Source organism: Parapusillimonas sp. JC17, from assembly GCF_052180245.1.
GTDB lineage: Bacteria > Pseudomonadota > Gammaproteobacteria > Burkholderiales > Burkholderiaceae_B > Parapusillimonas.
In genome coordinates, this window is the sequence record NZ_CP197474.1 from 1,250,135 (window position 1) to 1,264,360 (window position 14,226).

Consider the following 14,226-nt stretch of genomic DNA (forward strand, 5'->3'; position numbering starts at 1 on the left):
TTACCTTTCGCTTAGCTGCAGTTTTCTCCCTCTTGTGCGTCTATACCAATAAGATGAGTCGTTTTTCTCTATCCGCTCGCTCTTCCCCAGCCCCCTTCGACGAGGCTGCGGAGGCGCGCGAGCTTGAAGAGTTCTTCCGCCAGCAAGACCCTGTGGATGTAGCCGCCGCTGACTGGCACACTCGTTGGGAACAGGGCTTGACCTCTGCTGAGCAGGTGCAACTGCAGCAGTGGCTGGCGGCTAGTCCCGCCCACGCTGCTGCGTTCGAATGCCAGGGCCAGATCATGGCGGCACTGCGGTCCATTCCGGCAGACGATGTTGCACGCGTTCGTGCGGCTCATTCGTCAGTTTCCAGCCATGCGTCTTCACAGCCGGGTCAGTCGCTTCAAACAGGTCCTGGGAAAAAGATAGCGGATAGGCGGATTAATAGCCGACCCTCACCAGTTGCGCGGCAGCCAAGGCGAACCTGGATGGCCTTCTGTTGCATGGCCATTCTCGCGGTGGGTGTCGGCTGGTATCAATGGGATCAGCCGCACACTTTCTCCAGCAGCTACGTCGTCGGGCGCGGTCAGGATCAGGTTGTCACCCTGCCTGACGGAAGCGAACTGGCATTGGACGCTGAAACACAGGTGCAAGTTACTTTGTATCGTGACCGCAGGGAAGTGCGCATCACCGAGGGTCAAATCATGTTCGCCGTCGCTCCCGATAGCGAGAAGCCTTTCCAGATACTGGCCGGTCCGGCTCGTGTCACCGTTGTAGGTACGCGTTTCTCCGTGCGGTATCGCCATGATGGGATGGATGCCGGCACCGCCAAGGTCGCGGTGGAAGAAGGCCATGTCCGGGTAGACGATGCTCGCAGTCCGCTGGCGAATAACGAAGGCGCCGCTGTCGATCTCAAGGCGGGTCAGAGTCTTACGGTGTCGGCGGATGGCGGTGTCGGGCAGGTCGTTGCCGTTGCGCCAAGCAGCGTCGCACTGTGGCGCAAGGGCTTGGTGCGTTTCGATAACGCGTCGCTGGGCGAAGCCTTGTTGGAACTGGAGCGTTACGGGCCTAGCGGGCTGGTGATTCGTGACCCAGCTGTTGCAGCAATGCCGATCGGCGGTAGTTTCCAGATCGGCCGTCCAGATGAATTTGCCCAGATGGTGATGCGGATTATGCCGGTCAAACTGGTGAAGGATGCTGCTGGGAGAACCGAAATCATCATGGCGCCGTAAGGACGGCGAAGTTCACGAAGAGGCAATTTGTAAAAAGTTTGAGCGGAGAGGTGTAGTTCCGGCGAGCTGATGCGTCTTTAAGGGTAGTGAGTCTCATTTTTATTCATTGCTCGATTCGTAAAGGACGTTTCCATGCAGTTGGTTTATCTACGTTTTCACCCTGCACCCCTTGCCTTGGCCATAGCATTAGCCTTGATTGCTCCAGCCAGTGTCCAGGCCCAAACCTCCGCAGACGGCGGCAAAGCCGTCACGCTCTCTATTGCTGCTCAGCCGCTCGAGTCTGCACTGAACGAGCTGTCCGCAGCGACCGGCACCCCTATTGGCTTCTCTCCTGCGCTTGTGGCTGGAAAAACCGCCCCAGCGGTTTCCGGTGCGTTGACGCCACATCAGGCCCTGGAGCTCTTGCTTGCCGGAAGCGGCCTGGAAGCACAAGCGCACGGTGCAGCCATTACGATTCGGAAGACTGAGCACGGAGACGTTCAGACCTTGCGTGCTGTGCGGGTGGAAGCGCGGCGCCTGGGCGAAACCGAAGGAACTGGCTCGTACACGAGCGATGCCATTACCATCGGCAAGACGGCACAGGGCATGCGCGAGATGCCGCAGTCTGTCTCGGTGCTCACCAAGCAGCGATTGGAAGACCAGAATATTACCGATCTCGGCAAGGCCGCCGAGCAAATCAGTGGCCTGACGGTGCAGGATTCCGGCCATCGGTTGACCGATATTTATTCGCGTGGTTTCTCCATTGACAGCATCCAGCTCGATGGCGGTGCGCCGATGTCCACATCGAGCGGAAACTATACGTTCATCTCCTATGACATGGCCGAGTTCGACCGTGTGGAGGTGTTGCGCGGCGCGGCGGGCTTGCTCAACGGCACGGGCAACCCGGGCGGCGCCGTGAACTTGGTGCGCAAGATGCCGACGGCCACGCCGCAGTTCACCTTCACGGCCAGTGCCGGCCGTTGGGACAACTACCGCACGGAAGTCGACGCCTCGGGTCCGCTGGCCTTCGATGGAAAACTTCGTGGCCGGGCGGTGGTTGCGTACGAGGACCGCAAATACTTCACCGACAGACGGGCGACCGAAAAGCCTACTTTTTATGGCGTGTTGGAGGCTGACATCGGCCCGGATGCCATATTGGCTGTGGGCGGACGGTATCAGCAAGTCAAGGAGAAAGGCACACCGCAAGGCTTTCCTCGATACAGCAACGGCGCAGATATCGGCTTGCCGCGCAATACGGCCTTGACCTCGGATTGGGCTTATGAAGACACTACCTCAAGCGAACTGTTTGCCAAGCTAAGCTGGCGCCTGGCTCCGCGCTGGACCTTGCGCGCCAATGCCACCCTAACCGAGGAGGACCGGAACGTGAATGGCGGTTATGTGTCCGGTGCGGTAAATCCGATCACGCGGACGGGATCGCGCTGGGTCGGGTCGGACCAATACAGCTGGAACAGGCAACATATGCTGGACATCAACCTCAGCGGCGCCTTCGACCTGTTCGGCCGCACGCATGAAGTGCTGGTCGGCGCCGACATGCAGGACATAAAGAGCAAATGGCAAAGCTTCGTTGTAGAACGAGCCACAGGCCAGGTGGCCGACCTGTTCGATATAGGCTCCACGCCTTATGCCTCCGGCGACCTGACTCGTGGCCAGTTATTCCGCAGTTACGAACCAAACGACACCAGGCAGTATGGCGTTTATGGAACCTTGAGGCTGGAAGTGACGGACAAAACCAAAGTGGTCGTGGGCGCACGTGCCAACAAGTACAAGTTCAATCAGGTTTACAGCACGTACCTGAACGACAGCTGGCAGATGACCGACACCTGGCGGATCGCCAGCGCCACGCAGTACAGCGAACCCACTCAAGTCGTGCCTTTCGGTGGAATTCTTCATGACCTGACGCCAGAATGGACGGCGTACGCCAGCTATGCGGAAATCTTCAATCCGCAAGCCTACTACAAGTCCGGGCCCGCGCCGGGAGCCGGTCTGAATCCCATGCACGGCAGCAACACCGAGTTGGGCTTGAAAGGCGAACTGCTGGACGGCAAGCTGAACACCTCGATCGCGCTATACCGTGTCGTGCAGAAAGACAGGGCGGTGCTCGACACCCGCTATCCCACGAGTGAAACGCTGTTCGCCGGCGCTTGCTGCTACATCAATGCCGGCAAGGTGGTCAGCCAAGGCGTGGACCTGGAAGTCAGCGGCGAAATCGCCAGGGGCGTCAATATTTATGCCGGTTATACCTACAATCACAATCGGGATGAAACCGAAGAGGCCGTCTTCAGCACCATTACCCCCAAGCACTCATTCAAGCTCTTCGGCACCTGGCAATTGCCAGGTCGCGCCTCAGCGTGGAAGGTCGGCGGCGGCGTCACGGTCAACAGCAAGCAATATGTGTCCGGCTCCGCTGCGAGCTGGAACGAATCTGCGCAGAACTGGACGGGCGGCACGGTACCCTTCAACTACACCCAGGGCGGTTATGCCGTATGGAATCTGATGACGGAGTATCGCTTCAATCCTAACTGGACGCTGACGCTGAACGTTGATAATGTCTTCGACAAGTGGTACTACCGCACGGTGGGCAGGTCGACGCTGGGCAATTACTACGGCGAGCCGCGTAATGCGAGGCTGACGTTGCGCGGGAGGTTCTAAGTGACGTAATGTGTAGTAGGCGCGGCCCTCCTGCCGCGCCAATGCTTCATGTGCCGTAACGCCCGTGAAACAATCGACCCATTCCATTTCAGCCGGTTTCGATCCTGTTTTATGGGCACGGGAATCGCTGTATCTTTCAAAAAATTCTTGAGAGAACAGTCATGAGTTACGGAATGTTCATAGACGACATCGCCCACAGGCTGAAAGAGCAGGTGTTGGCTTACGACAGCCTGCCCGATTGCCAGGGGTTCATCTTGTACCTTAGAGGCCGTTTGAAGCAGGTGGAAATCGAGGCGGCCGCGATCTACGAACACAAAGAGCGCTTGGTGTCGGTCTTGCGCGACTTGATCCTGGAGCACACATCGGGTTCGGCTCGCGCGCGCATCTTTTTGCGCGATGGGCGGCTGACCGTCGAACGCTGACGCTCGGCCAAGAAGCGGGTCGCCGGAAAGTCCGGAGATACTGTGTTACTGTTTGAAATCCATCGGTTTGGTAAGGTGAAAGTCCGTACCGAGCTGAGGAGACACTCCGATGGATACCGAAAAGCTTGCAGTTACGTTGAATCGGCGTTTGGATGGCCAGATCCTGGCAATAGACGAAGGGCGCGATGCTTGCGTGTTCTATTTGCGAAACCGGCGCCGAGTCTCCATCAACCTGAAAGATCTCGCCCATAGTCCCGAGTCGGCGATCGATGAAATCAGGCGCATTATGTCGATGAAGCGGGCGATTTCGCTGGCCGCCTCATAAATACCATGTTGGAAATGATAGCTATTCTCAATAAAAGCGGCTATACTGTCTTTGCGATTTAGTAGATTTGAGCTAATGCTTTGCCCCACGGAGACCCCCTTCGTGGGGCTTTTTTCTTTGGGAAGGGGTCAGACCCCGTACGGGGTCTGACCCCTAAGCCTGCAAATCCGGAATGCGCAACAGCAGGTCGGTCGGGCCGATATCGACGCCGGCCTGGCTGAGTAGCGTAGTGGCCTGGCCGCGATGGTGTGTCTGATGATTGAAAAAGTGCAGTACCAGGCTGCCGAAATTACGCCGCGCCGCGATGCCGCGCGAATTGGTGTAGGGCAAGGAAAAAGCCAGATCCGGCTCGGTGATCTGGGCCGTCCAAAGCATGATCGCCTGGTCGAGTTCCTTGCGCAATGCGGCAAGGCTCGCCAAGTCGGGGAACAGCGGATGGTTCAGCGCGGGCGGTGTCGGCAGCATTCGAACTGGGTCGAGAGCCGGGTAGCCAGCGGGATGGGCCGCAAAACGCTTGAGCCAGATGATATCGCCGACGGCGATATGATTGAGCGTACCCAACAGAGATCCGAAGAATGCGCCGCGCGGCGCATCGGCATCGGCTGAGGGCAGGTTTGCTGCCTCGTACAGGCGCTGGTTCATCCAGGCGTTGTAATCGGCGAGCAATTGGAGATCGGCGACGGTGGGCATGGGATTGGCGGTTAAAGGATCATGGTTAAGGGGTCAGACCCCGTACGGGGTCTGACCCCAGCTCAGGCCGCGGGGTCGGACTCCAGGGCTTGAGCCAGGTCGGCCTTCAGGTCGTCGATATGTTCCACGCCCACCGACATGCGGATGAAATTCGGCTCTATGCCGGCGGAAATCATTTGCGCCTCGGTCATGGTGCCTGCCCACATGGCGGCGGTATGGACTGCCAGCGTTTCCACCCCGCCCAGGCTGACGGCGTGGGTGGCCAGTTGCAGAGCGGAGACGAAGCGGCTGCCGGCCTGGAAGCCGCCTTTCAAGCTGAAGGCGATGACCGCGCCGAAGCCGGTCATCTGGCGTCGGGCGAGTTCATGCTGTGGATGGCTGGCGAGGCCCGGGTAATAGACCCGTTCCACGAGTGGATGCGTTTCCAGCCATTGGGCGAGCGCGAGCGCATTGGCATTGATGCGCTCCATGCGCAGGGACAGGGTGCGCAGCCCGCGCAGCAGCAACCAGGCGTCCATCGGGGAAAGCACTGAGCCCAGCGTGACGTGCATGCTCCAAATTCTTTCTGCCAGTGCTTCGCTGCAGCAGACGGCGCCCGCGGTGATGTCATGGTGGCCTCCGAAATACTTGGTCGCGCTATGCACGACGATGTCTATGCCGAGGTCGTGCGGTTTCTGGTTCAGTGGAGAGGCGAAGGTATTGTCCGCGATGGTCAGGATGTCGCGGGCCCGCGCCAGCGTGGCGACGGCTTCGAGATCGGTCAGCGTCAGCGTGGGATTGACGGGGGTTTCCACCATGATCAGCCGGGTCTCGGGCCGGATGGCTGTCGAGAGTGCGTCCAGATCCGTCTGGTCGACGAAGGTCGACGTGACGCCAAAGCGCGGGAGCACTTCTTCGAACAATTTCGATGTGCTCATGTAGTGCCGCCGTTGCGCGATGACGTGATCTCCCTGCTTGACCAGTCCCAGCACCGTAGTGCTGATGGCGCCCATGCCCGAGGCCATGAGCAGGGCGGTTTCCGTCCCTTCCAGTGCCGCGATCACGGCTTCGACCCGCTTATGGACCGGATTGCCGTAGCGGCTGTAGAAACCCGGGTGCCGGGGAGTATTCGCCATTTCAGCGAATCCTTCGGGCGTATCGGCCCGGAAAGTCGCACTGTAGTGAATGGGCGCGACGACGGATGAGTCGGTCGCCAAGTGGGCATCCTGGTGCAGGACGACGGTTTCCTGATGCAGTTGCTTGCCGGGATCTATGCCTGATTGGACGTTCTTGCGGCTCATTGCCGGTTGCTCCGTGGAGTGGTTGATGACGGGTCGAGGTATGGATCCATGATACGCCTGCTTTTGGGGTCAGACCCCATACGGGGTCTGACCCTCCGACCTTCGCCAGAATGATTCCCGGGGTCAGACCCCGTACGGGGTCTGACCCCTCGACCCCGCCAAAAAGAGGCTTGTGTTCAAAGTAAAAACTGCCATAATTATGAATTATGAGTGTCTCTTACGGAGCAGACATGGCGACTCGCATCGTCCAGCAGGTGCTGTACCAGGAAGTGGCCGACCGTCTCCGGGCCATGATCCAAACGCATGAGCTCGAATCCGGTGAATGGATAGACGAGGTCCGCCTTACGCGCGAACTCGGCATTTCACGCACGCCGCTGCGCGAGGCGCTCAAGGTGCTGGTGGCAGAAGGCTTGCTGCGCCTCGAACCCCGGCGCGGATGCTTCGTCAATGAGTTGTCGGCCCGCGACATGGACGACATCTTCCCCTTGATGGCCATGCTGGAAGGGCGCTGCGCCTACGAGGCGGCCCGAAAAGCCACCGATGCCGACCTGCTGCGCCTCGAGCCGCAGCATGCCATGCTGCAGGAACACGCGGCCGCGGGCGACATCGACGCCTACTACGCCTGCAACGCTATCATTCACGAAGAGATCCAGGCGCTGGCAGACAATCGCTGGCTGTCGGACCTCGTGGATCACTTGCGCAAGGTGCTCAGCCTGTCTCGCCACAAAAGCCTGGCATTGCCGGGGCGGATCAAGGAATCCTGCGCCGAGCACATGGCGATATTCGCCGCCCTGAAGGCTCGCGATCCCGACGGTGCGGAAGCGCTGACGCGCAAGCACCTGATGCGGCAGCTGGATGCCCTACACATCCTGGACGAGCGCGCGGCATCGTCCAGGCAGGAACATGTCGCGCAACTATTGCCGCGCGAACCAGGAGTCAAGACATCATGACGGTTACCGACGTGAAAAAGCTACCCGCCCCAAAGCCCGAAACCGAGATCGAAAAAGCCTCTGAAAAGGAAACCCAAGGCCTTATCGCCCGCCTGGGGCGCTGGCTAGAGCGCGATCATCTGCCTTTGCAAACAGACGTCCTTGCGCTGTTCACGGCGCGCATGACCGACGTCGCCGCCAACCGTAAGGCCAAGCAATGGAGTCAACGCTATCTTGCCGCCGATGCCAATGAAAGGCGCGCCTTGCTGGCGGGGCTGGTGCAGGCCAGTGCCGGTCTGGAGCCCCGGGACGACAAGGGCTTGCGTCTGTTCCGCCGCTTGTATGCGCAGGCCGACAGCTTGCATTTGCTGGTAGAGCTTCGCGCCGACATGCTGCGCTGGCGCAATCAGGTGGCGGGGCTGACCGTGCTCGAACGCGAACTGGAAGGCCTGCTGTCCAGCTGGTTCGATGTTGGCATGCTGGAACTGCGGCCGATCACATGGGACTCGCCTGCGTCCCTGCTCGAGAAGCTCATCCAGTACGAGGCCGTCCACGAGATCCGTTCCTGGGACGAGCTCAAGCACCGCGTCGCCAGCCAGCGCCGCTGCTACGCTTTTTTCCATCCGCGCATGAGCGACGTGCCGCTGATTTTCGTCGAGATCGCGTTCGCGCCCGAGATGGCGGGCGACGTCCAGATGCTGCTGGATCCCGCAGTTCCGGCGGGCGATCCTTCCAAGGCGCGCTGGGCCATCTTCTATTCGATTTCCAATACTCAGCCGGGCCTGCGCGGCATCAGCTTCGGCAATTTCCTGCTCAAGCGAGTGATCGACCAGTTGCTCATCGAACTGCCGAAGCTCAAGTCGTTCGCGACGCTGTCGCCCATTCCGGGGTTTGCCGATTGGCTGGGCAAGCAGGACGGCAAAGCCATACATGAACTGCTGCACGACAAGGCCGATCGGCAAAAAGCGCTGGACGACGCCACGGCCGGGCAAACATGGGTCGAGCGCTTGCGGGCGGCTACGGCTGGAACCGCCAGCGATGCCGTCCGGCGATCCGGCCTCCGGCTGGTGTCGCATTACCTCAAGTCCATGAAGAACGGGCAGCCCCTGGACGCGGTGGCCCGCTTCCATCTGGGCAACGGCGCGCGTATCGAGCGCATCAACTGGGCGGCCGACACGTCGCCCAAAGGCATCGCGCAGTCCTGCGGCATCATGGTCAACTATCTGTACGAGCTCGACCAGCTCGACGACAATCTTGCGCTGCTGGCTGCAGGCAAGCCCAAGACCGGAATGAACCTGAGATGGCTATGAGTCAGCAAGGCCGGGAGGGCGGTCGCATCCTGACGGAGCGGCGGGGGCGGGCCGCCTACGTCACGCTCAGTCATCCGGGGCGGCTCAATGCCTTGTCCATCTCCATGTGGCAGCAGCTTGAACGCATTTTCGGCGAATTGTCTTCCGATACCGAGCTGCGCTGCGTCGTCTTGTCCGGCGAAGGCGGGAATTTTGCGGCGGGCGCCGACATCGGCGAATTTCCCCAGGCGCGTGCCGATATAGACGGCGTCATGCACTACCATCTTCAGGTGATCGCCCCGGCGCTCAAAGCGATCGCCGCGTGCCAGCATCCCGTCGTGGCCCGGATCGAAGGGGTGTGCGTCGGCGGCGGGCTCGAGATCGCCAGCCAGTGCGACCTGCGCATCGCTGCCAGATCCTCGCGTTTCGGCGTGCCGATCAACAAGCTTGGTTTTCCCATGGCGCCCGATGAAATGCAGGGCCTATTGGCGCTGGCCGGGCGGGCGGCGACACTCGAGATCCTTCTGGAAGGCAGGGTGTTTGGCGCCGACGAAGCCATGTCCAAGGGTTTGCTGACCCGTGTGGTGCCCGATGCCGATCTGGGCGCAGACATGGATCGGCTGGTCGGCCGGCTCGAAAAAGGGGCTGCCATGGCGGCTCGCTTGAACAAGCAAATGGTGGCTCGTCTCAGTTCCAGCCCCGAACCCCTGTCCGAGGCGGAGCTTCGGTCTTTTTTCAGTTATGCCCCCAGCCGTGATCATCGCGAGGGCGTCGACGCATTTTTGGCTGGCCGTGAGCCAGTGTTTTCAGGAGATTGAATTGGAAGGCAATGCAAATTTGTACGCTTTGCTGGCATCGGGGTTTCCGGCCGACCGTTCCGCGGTCGCCATCGAGACACCGGACCGCAACTACAGCTGGAACGACATCGATGAAATGAGCGCGCGGTTCGCCTCCTTGCTGCAGGCGCTTGGCCTGCCCGCGGGCGCGCGCGTTGCGGTCCAGGTCGAAAAATCGCCTGAAGCGCTGATGCTGTACCTGGCGACGCTGCGTGCCGGCTTGGTGTATTTGCCTTTGAACACTGCTTACCGCTCTGCGGAAATCGAGTATTTCCTGACCGATGCAGAGCCTTCCGTCGTAGTGTGCGACAGCAAGAACCATGAATGGATTTCGGTGCTGGCTGAAAAGGCGGGCACCCAGTACGTATATACGCTCGACGAAGACGGCACGGGCAGCTTGCCGCTGGCCGCCGCCAGCCAGCCGGACAGCTTCGAAACGGTCGGCAGCGCGCCGGAGGACCTGGCCGCCATTCTGTATACCTCGGGCACCACCGGGCGCAGCAAGGGTGCCATGCTTACGCACCGCAATCTATCGTCCAACGCACAGGTGCTGAAGGAATACTGGGGCTGGCGTTCCGACGACGTTCTGCTTCACATGCTGCCCATCTTCCACGTGCACGGCCTGTTCGTCGCTTCGCATGGCGCCTTGCTCGCGGGCGCGCGCATGATCTGGCTGCCCAAGCTCAATATAGACCAGGCTCTGCATTATCTGCCGCGCAGCACGGTCATGATGGGCGTACCCACTTATTACGTCCGCTTGCTGGCGGATCCCCGCTTCACGCGCGATGCCTGCGCCAACATGCGCCTGTTCATTTCCGGTTCCGCGCCGTTGCTCATGGAAACCTTCACCGAGTTCCAGGAACGCACCGGCATGACCATACTGGAGCGCTACGGCATGAGCGAAACCGTCATGCTGACGTCCAATCCCTATGATGAGGCTCGCGGCAAGCGGCTGGGCGGCACGGTCGGAGAGCCTCTGCCCGGCGTGTCCGTGCGCGTTGTCGACGACCAGGGCAAAGAACTGCCACCGGGTGAAATCGGCAACGTGCAGGTCAAGGGGCCCAATGTGTTTTCCGGTTACTGGCGCATGCCCGAGAAAACCCGCGAGGAGTTCACCAGCGACGGCTGGTTCCGCACCGGCGACGTGGGGCAATGGGGCGGCAATGACGTTCCGGATCGATACCTCACCATCGTGGGCCGCAGCAAGGACCTGATCATTTCCGGCGGATTCAACGTCTATCCCAAGGAAATCGAACTCTTCATCGACACCATGCCCGGCGTGGACGAGTCCGCCGTCATCGGCGTGCCGCACCCCGACTTCGGCGAGGCGGTGGTGGCGGTGGTGGTTCCCAAGAAGGGTCAGAGCCTGGATGCGGCAGGCATGCTTGCCCAGCTCAAGGCGGGACTTGCGAACTTCAAAGTGCCCAAGCAATTGCACGTGGTCGCGGAGCTTCCCAGGAACACCATGGGTAAAGTACAAAAGAATGTGCTGCGAGAGCAGTTCAAGTAGGTGTAGGGTTCCGGCTCTGCATCGTTGTTTGCAGTTGTTGTAAACCAGCCCTGTACGGTTCGCGCAGGGTTCCAGAGCGCGGATTCCCGCGCTCGATCAAATAGAAAAATGTTGGAGGAGATCCATGAAAGTACGTCTTGCATATGCGGCAGCGCTCGCTCTGTCCGCCATGGCCGTATCCGGTAGCGCATACGCGGCCTGGCCCGAGCGTCCCATCACCATCGTCGTACCGTTTCCCGCAGGGGGCGGCACCGATACCTTTGCACGGCCGCTGGCCCATCAACTGGGCGAGCAGCTCGGCAAGAGCGTCGTTGTCGACAACAAGGGCGGGGCAGGCGGCACGCTGGGCGCTGGGATTGCCGCGCGCGCAACGCCCGACGGCTACACTTTCTTCATGGGAGGAGCACACCACGTCGTGGCGCCTTCCACCTACAAGAAACTGAACTACGATATCCAGAAGGACTTCGTTCCAGTGGCGCTGCTGGCGCAACCGCCACAAGTCATCGTGGTCAATCCCAGCAAGCTGCCAGTCACGAGCGTCAAGGAATTGATCGAGAAGGCAAAGGCCAGTCCCGGCCAGATCAACTTCGGATCCGCCGGCGTGGGCAGCACCCACCACCTGGCGGGCGAACTCTTCAAGATCAAGAATGATGCCGACCTGACGCACGTGCCTTATCAGGGCGCCGGTCCTATGCTCACCGGCCTCATCACTGGCCAGGTCGATATGGCGTTCGACGGCCTGGGCTCCTCGGCTTCGCACATCCGGGCTGGAACGATCCGTCCATTGGCGGTTGCGTCCGCACAGCGTTCCCCGACTTTCCCCGATGTGCCGACAGCGGCGGAAGCGGGGGTGCCTGAATACGAGGTCTCGACCTGGTATGCCATGTGGGCGCCTGCTGGAACGCCGCCCGATATCGTCAAGAAGATGTCCGAGGAAATCACCAAGGCGCTGAACAGTCCCAAGATCAAGGAACTTTGGGCCAGCAATGGCACAGCCGTTCCCAACATGACAGGGGAAGACTTCGGCAAATTCGTCGACAGCGAGATCAAGCGCTGGGGCGGAGTGGTCAAGCAGGCCGGCGTCGAACCCCAGTAAGCGCCGCCAGTCAGGGCTATGACTATAAGTAAGGGCTGGCCAGCCATATAACCCGGTTCCGCAATCGTTTGCGGAAAGGAATGGCGGCCAGTCCTTCCAGTGTCACGGCATCGGCGTCCTGGATTTCGGCGTCGATCAGGCTCTCGATTTCAGCCGCGGTGTCGCGGCTGTATATTTCCATGTCCAGCTCGAAGTTCAGCCGCAGACTGCGTGGATCCAGGTTCGACGATCCCACGTACGACCAGGCGCCGTCGATGGTAATGAGCTTGGCATGGTTGAAGTTTCCTCGCGCCCGCCATACCCGGCAGCCGCTGCGTATGACCTGGTCCAATTGTGCCGTCATGGCGTAGTTGACGAGGCGCAGGTTGTTCTGGCCCGGAATGACGATGTCCACCGTGATGCCACGCCTTGCGGCGGTATTGATGGCGCCCATTAGCACCTGGTCCGGCAGGAAATACGGTGACTGTATGCGGATGTGCTTTTGCGCAATGGCGAACGCGCCGAGCAGCATGTTGTGCGTGCCGACCATATTGCGGTCGGGCCCCGAACGTATGCAGCGCGCGGGGGCCAGCGGCTGAGGCGGATCCCAGTGATCGCTGCACCACGCCTTGAATGTAAGGTTCTCTTTGGTGGTGAATTCCCAATCATGTGCGAACACGGACATGAGCTGCAGCACGACCGGACCCTCGACCAGAAAATGGGTATCCATCGTGGTCTTGTCACCCCCGATCTCCTTGGTGAAACCGGCCCGGATGTTCATGCCGCCGGTGAAGGCAATGCTGCCGTCCACCACGAGTATCTTGCGGTGGCTGCGCAGGTTGGCGTAGGGCATGCGCAGCCCCAGCGGATTGGTCATGAAAAGCGCGGACGGCACGCCTTTCTTCCGCAATAGGCGGATGATGGGAGGGCGCGAGTATTTCGAGCCCACGGCGTCGATCAGCACGCGCACATTGACGCCGCGCTGGTGCGCGCGCGCCAGCGCATCGGCGATCTTCCTGCCCACGCTGTCGTTGTCGAAGATATACGTCTGCAGGGCAATGGACCGCTGCGCGCCATCGATTGCCTCGATCATGGCGGGATAGGTTTCATCGCCGCCGCGCAGTATCCGTATGTGGTTGCCATCGCGCAAGGGAAAGCGGCTGATCCTGTCGCCCAGCACGCGCAGCGAGTCGAGCTGCGGCGCGCCCATCATGGCGATGTCGACGCACGGGGGCGGCGGGTTGGGCGAGGATTCCTTCAGGCTCTTGTTGCGCTGTTCCGAAATATGGTCGTGACGTATGCGATTGATGCCCGCGATCAGGTAGACGAAGGGACCGAGCAGCGGCGACATGACGATGATGCCTACCCACCCTATGGCGGCCCGGACGTCGTTCTTGGTCATGGCGGCATGCACGGCCGCCGTGCCGCCAACGGCAATGCTCAAAAGGAAAGCAAGATGCGGCCAATATTCGGAAAACAAAGACTGCAACGAAGCCATGTCGGAGACGCCATCAGTGATGTCCCTGCGTGCGCAACGCGGTAGAAGGGGCCTTGCATGGCCGGATGCGGGTATCGGGACAGCGCCAAGTATATCGGTTAATGTGGCTGGTGTTACAGAGTCGCGACACTGCTACGCGAGGCCGGGCGCCATCTCATCGGCCCTGCTTCGTCATAACCTTGGCTTGGTCGTATCCATTTCGGGCGGGATCGGCTGACCCTGGCCGGGGTCGTCCGGATCGATGGGCGTGGTGCCGGGCAGGTCCGGGTTTTCGGGATTCGGCAGCGGCTGCCCCGGCTTGGGTGGCACGTCGATGGGTGGCTCTCGCTGCGGATCGGGCCTGTGGGCGCTTGGCTTGCGCATATAGTCCTGATCGGGCTTGCCCGCGGGCGTGCCGCCCTCGCCGATGTCGCTGCCGGGTAGCTTACTGGTTGCTCCGGGCGGTTCGCGCTTCAGCGGGTCGGTATCTGGCATTGGCTTGCTCATGATCATCTCCTTGGGTTTGGCCT

The 14,226-nt window shown here is 60.7% G+C and carries 13 protein-coding genes; 9 read left to right on the forward strand and 4 right to left on the reverse strand.

The features are described from left to right. The first annotated feature begins 53 nt into the window (after window positions 1-53). The 4 genes from ACSBPU_RS06070 (at window position 54) to ACSBPU_RS06085 (ending at window position 4,610) form a co-directional block, all read left to right on the forward strand. Window positions 54-1,214 (forward strand): FecR family protein, encoded by a 1,161-nt coding sequence (locus ACSBPU_RS06070; RefSeq protein WP_442598250.1) that lies wholly within the window; start codon window positions 54-56, stop codon window positions 1,212-1,214. 192 nt (window positions 1,215-1,406) lie between these two features. Beyond that, entirely contained in the window at window positions 1,407-3,863 is a 2,457-nt protein-coding gene (locus tag ACSBPU_RS06075; protein ID WP_442596482.1) for a TonB-dependent siderophore receptor, read from the forward strand. Window positions 3,864-4,024: 161 nt separating this feature from the next. Next, window positions 4,025-4,285, forward strand: a complete 261-nt coding sequence (locus tag ACSBPU_RS06080) for a hypothetical protein (RefSeq protein ID WP_442596484.1) — start codon at window positions 4,025-4,027, stop codon at window positions 4,283-4,285. Window positions 4,286-4,394: 109 nt separating this feature from the next. Beyond that, window positions 4,395-4,610, forward strand: a complete 216-nt coding sequence (locus tag ACSBPU_RS06085; RefSeq protein WP_442596486.1) for a hypothetical protein — start codon at window positions 4,395-4,397, stop codon at window positions 4,608-4,610. Window positions 4,611-4,763: 153 nt separating this feature from the next. On the opposite strand, the gene ACSBPU_RS06090 is transcribed toward ACSBPU_RS06085, so the two are convergent. Both ACSBPU_RS06090 and ACSBPU_RS06095 read right to left on the reverse strand, forming a co-directional pair. Next, window positions 4,764-5,300, reverse strand: coding sequence for a DinB family protein (locus ACSBPU_RS06090; protein ID WP_442596488.1), 537 nt, complete (start codon window positions 5,298-5,300; stop codon window positions 4,764-4,766). A gap of 62 nt (window positions 5,301-5,362) precedes the next feature. Beyond that, window positions 5,363-6,580 (reverse strand): trans-sulfuration enzyme family protein, encoded by a 1,218-nt coding sequence (locus ACSBPU_RS06095; RefSeq protein WP_442596490.1) that lies wholly within the window; start codon window positions 6,578-6,580, stop codon window positions 5,363-5,365. A 230-nt stretch (window positions 6,581-6,810) separates the two neighbouring features. Between ACSBPU_RS06095 and ACSBPU_RS06100 the strand changes: the two genes are divergently transcribed. The 5 genes from ACSBPU_RS06100 (at window position 6,811) to ACSBPU_RS06120 (ending at window position 12,240) form a co-directional block, all read left to right on the forward strand. Next, a complete protein-coding gene (locus ACSBPU_RS06100; protein WP_442596492.1) occupies window positions 6,811-7,530 on the forward strand; it encodes a GntR family transcriptional regulator in 720 nt (239 codons plus the stop codon). Next, entirely contained in the window at window positions 7,527-8,819 is a 1,293-nt protein-coding gene (locus ACSBPU_RS06105; RefSeq protein ID WP_442596494.1) for a malonyl-CoA decarboxylase domain-containing protein, read from the forward strand. The genes ACSBPU_RS06100 and ACSBPU_RS06105 overlap by 4 nt, the downstream gene beginning before the upstream one ends. Next, window positions 8,810-9,616 (forward strand): enoyl-CoA hydratase/isomerase family protein, encoded by an 807-nt coding sequence (locus ACSBPU_RS06110; protein ID WP_442596496.1) that lies wholly within the window; start codon window positions 8,810-8,812, stop codon window positions 9,614-9,616. Before ACSBPU_RS06105 ends, ACSBPU_RS06110 begins: the two co-directional genes overlap by 10 nt. 1 nt (window position 9,617) lies before the next feature. Next, window positions 9,618-11,144 (forward strand): malonate--CoA ligase, encoded by a 1,527-nt coding sequence (locus ACSBPU_RS06115; protein ID WP_442596498.1) that lies wholly within the window; start codon window positions 9,618-9,620, stop codon window positions 11,142-11,144. Window positions 11,145-11,313: 169 nt separating this feature from the next. Beyond that, a complete protein-coding gene (locus ACSBPU_RS06120; RefSeq protein WP_442598253.1) occupies window positions 11,314-12,240 on the forward strand; it encodes a Bug family tripartite tricarboxylate transporter substrate binding protein in 927 nt (308 codons plus the stop codon). Window positions 12,241-12,262: 22 nt separating this feature from the next. On the opposite strand, the gene ACSBPU_RS06125 is transcribed toward ACSBPU_RS06120, so the two are convergent. Both ACSBPU_RS06125 and ACSBPU_RS06130 read right to left on the reverse strand, forming a co-directional pair. Next, a complete protein-coding gene (locus ACSBPU_RS06125; protein ID WP_442596500.1) occupies window positions 12,263-13,717 on the reverse strand; it encodes a phospholipase D-like domain-containing protein in 1,455 nt (484 codons plus the stop codon). Window positions 13,718-13,888: 171 nt separating this feature from the next. Continuing rightward, entirely contained in the window at window positions 13,889-14,203 is a 315-nt protein-coding gene (locus ACSBPU_RS06130) for a hypothetical protein (protein WP_442596502.1), read from the reverse strand. Window positions 14,204-14,226 lie beyond the last annotated feature (23 nt).

Coding starts and splice junctions, on each gene's coding strand:
- ACSBPU_RS06095 (WP_442596490.1), bottom strand. CDS start 6,580: ATGAGCCGCAAGAACGTCCAATCAGGCATAGATCCCGGCAAGCAACTG.
- ACSBPU_RS06100 (WP_442596492.1), top strand. CDS start 6,811: ATGGCGACTCGCATCGTCCAGCAGGTGCTGTACCAGGAAGTGGCCGAC.
- ACSBPU_RS06090 (WP_442596488.1), bottom strand. CDS start 5,300: ATGCCCACCGTCGCCGATCTCCAATTGCTCGCCGATTACAACGCCTGG.
- ACSBPU_RS06130 (WP_442596502.1), bottom strand. CDS start 14,203: ATGAGCAAGCCAATGCCAGATACCGACCCGCTGAAGCGCGAACCGCCC.
- ACSBPU_RS06105 (WP_442596494.1), top strand. CDS start 7,527: ATGACGGTTACCGACGTGAAAAAGCTACCCGCCCCAAAGCCCGAAACC.
- ACSBPU_RS06080 (WP_442596484.1), top strand. CDS start 4,025: ATGAGTTACGGAATGTTCATAGACGACATCGCCCACAGGCTGAAAGAG.
- ACSBPU_RS06070 (WP_442598250.1), top strand. CDS start 54: ATGAGTCGTTTTTCTCTATCCGCTCGCTCTTCCCCAGCCCCCTTCGAC.
- ACSBPU_RS06120 (WP_442598253.1), top strand. CDS start 11,314: ATGGCCGTATCCGGTAGCGCATACGCGGCCTGGCCCGAGCGTCCCATC.
- ACSBPU_RS06125 (WP_442596500.1), bottom strand. CDS start 13,717: ATGGCTTCGTTGCAGTCTTTGTTTTCCGAATATTGGCCGCATCTTGCT.
- ACSBPU_RS06085 (WP_442596486.1), top strand. CDS start 4,395: ATGGATACCGAAAAGCTTGCAGTTACGTTGAATCGGCGTTTGGATGGC.
- ACSBPU_RS06110 (WP_442596496.1), top strand. CDS start 8,810: ATGGCTATGAGTCAGCAAGGCCGGGAGGGCGGTCGCATCCTGACGGAG.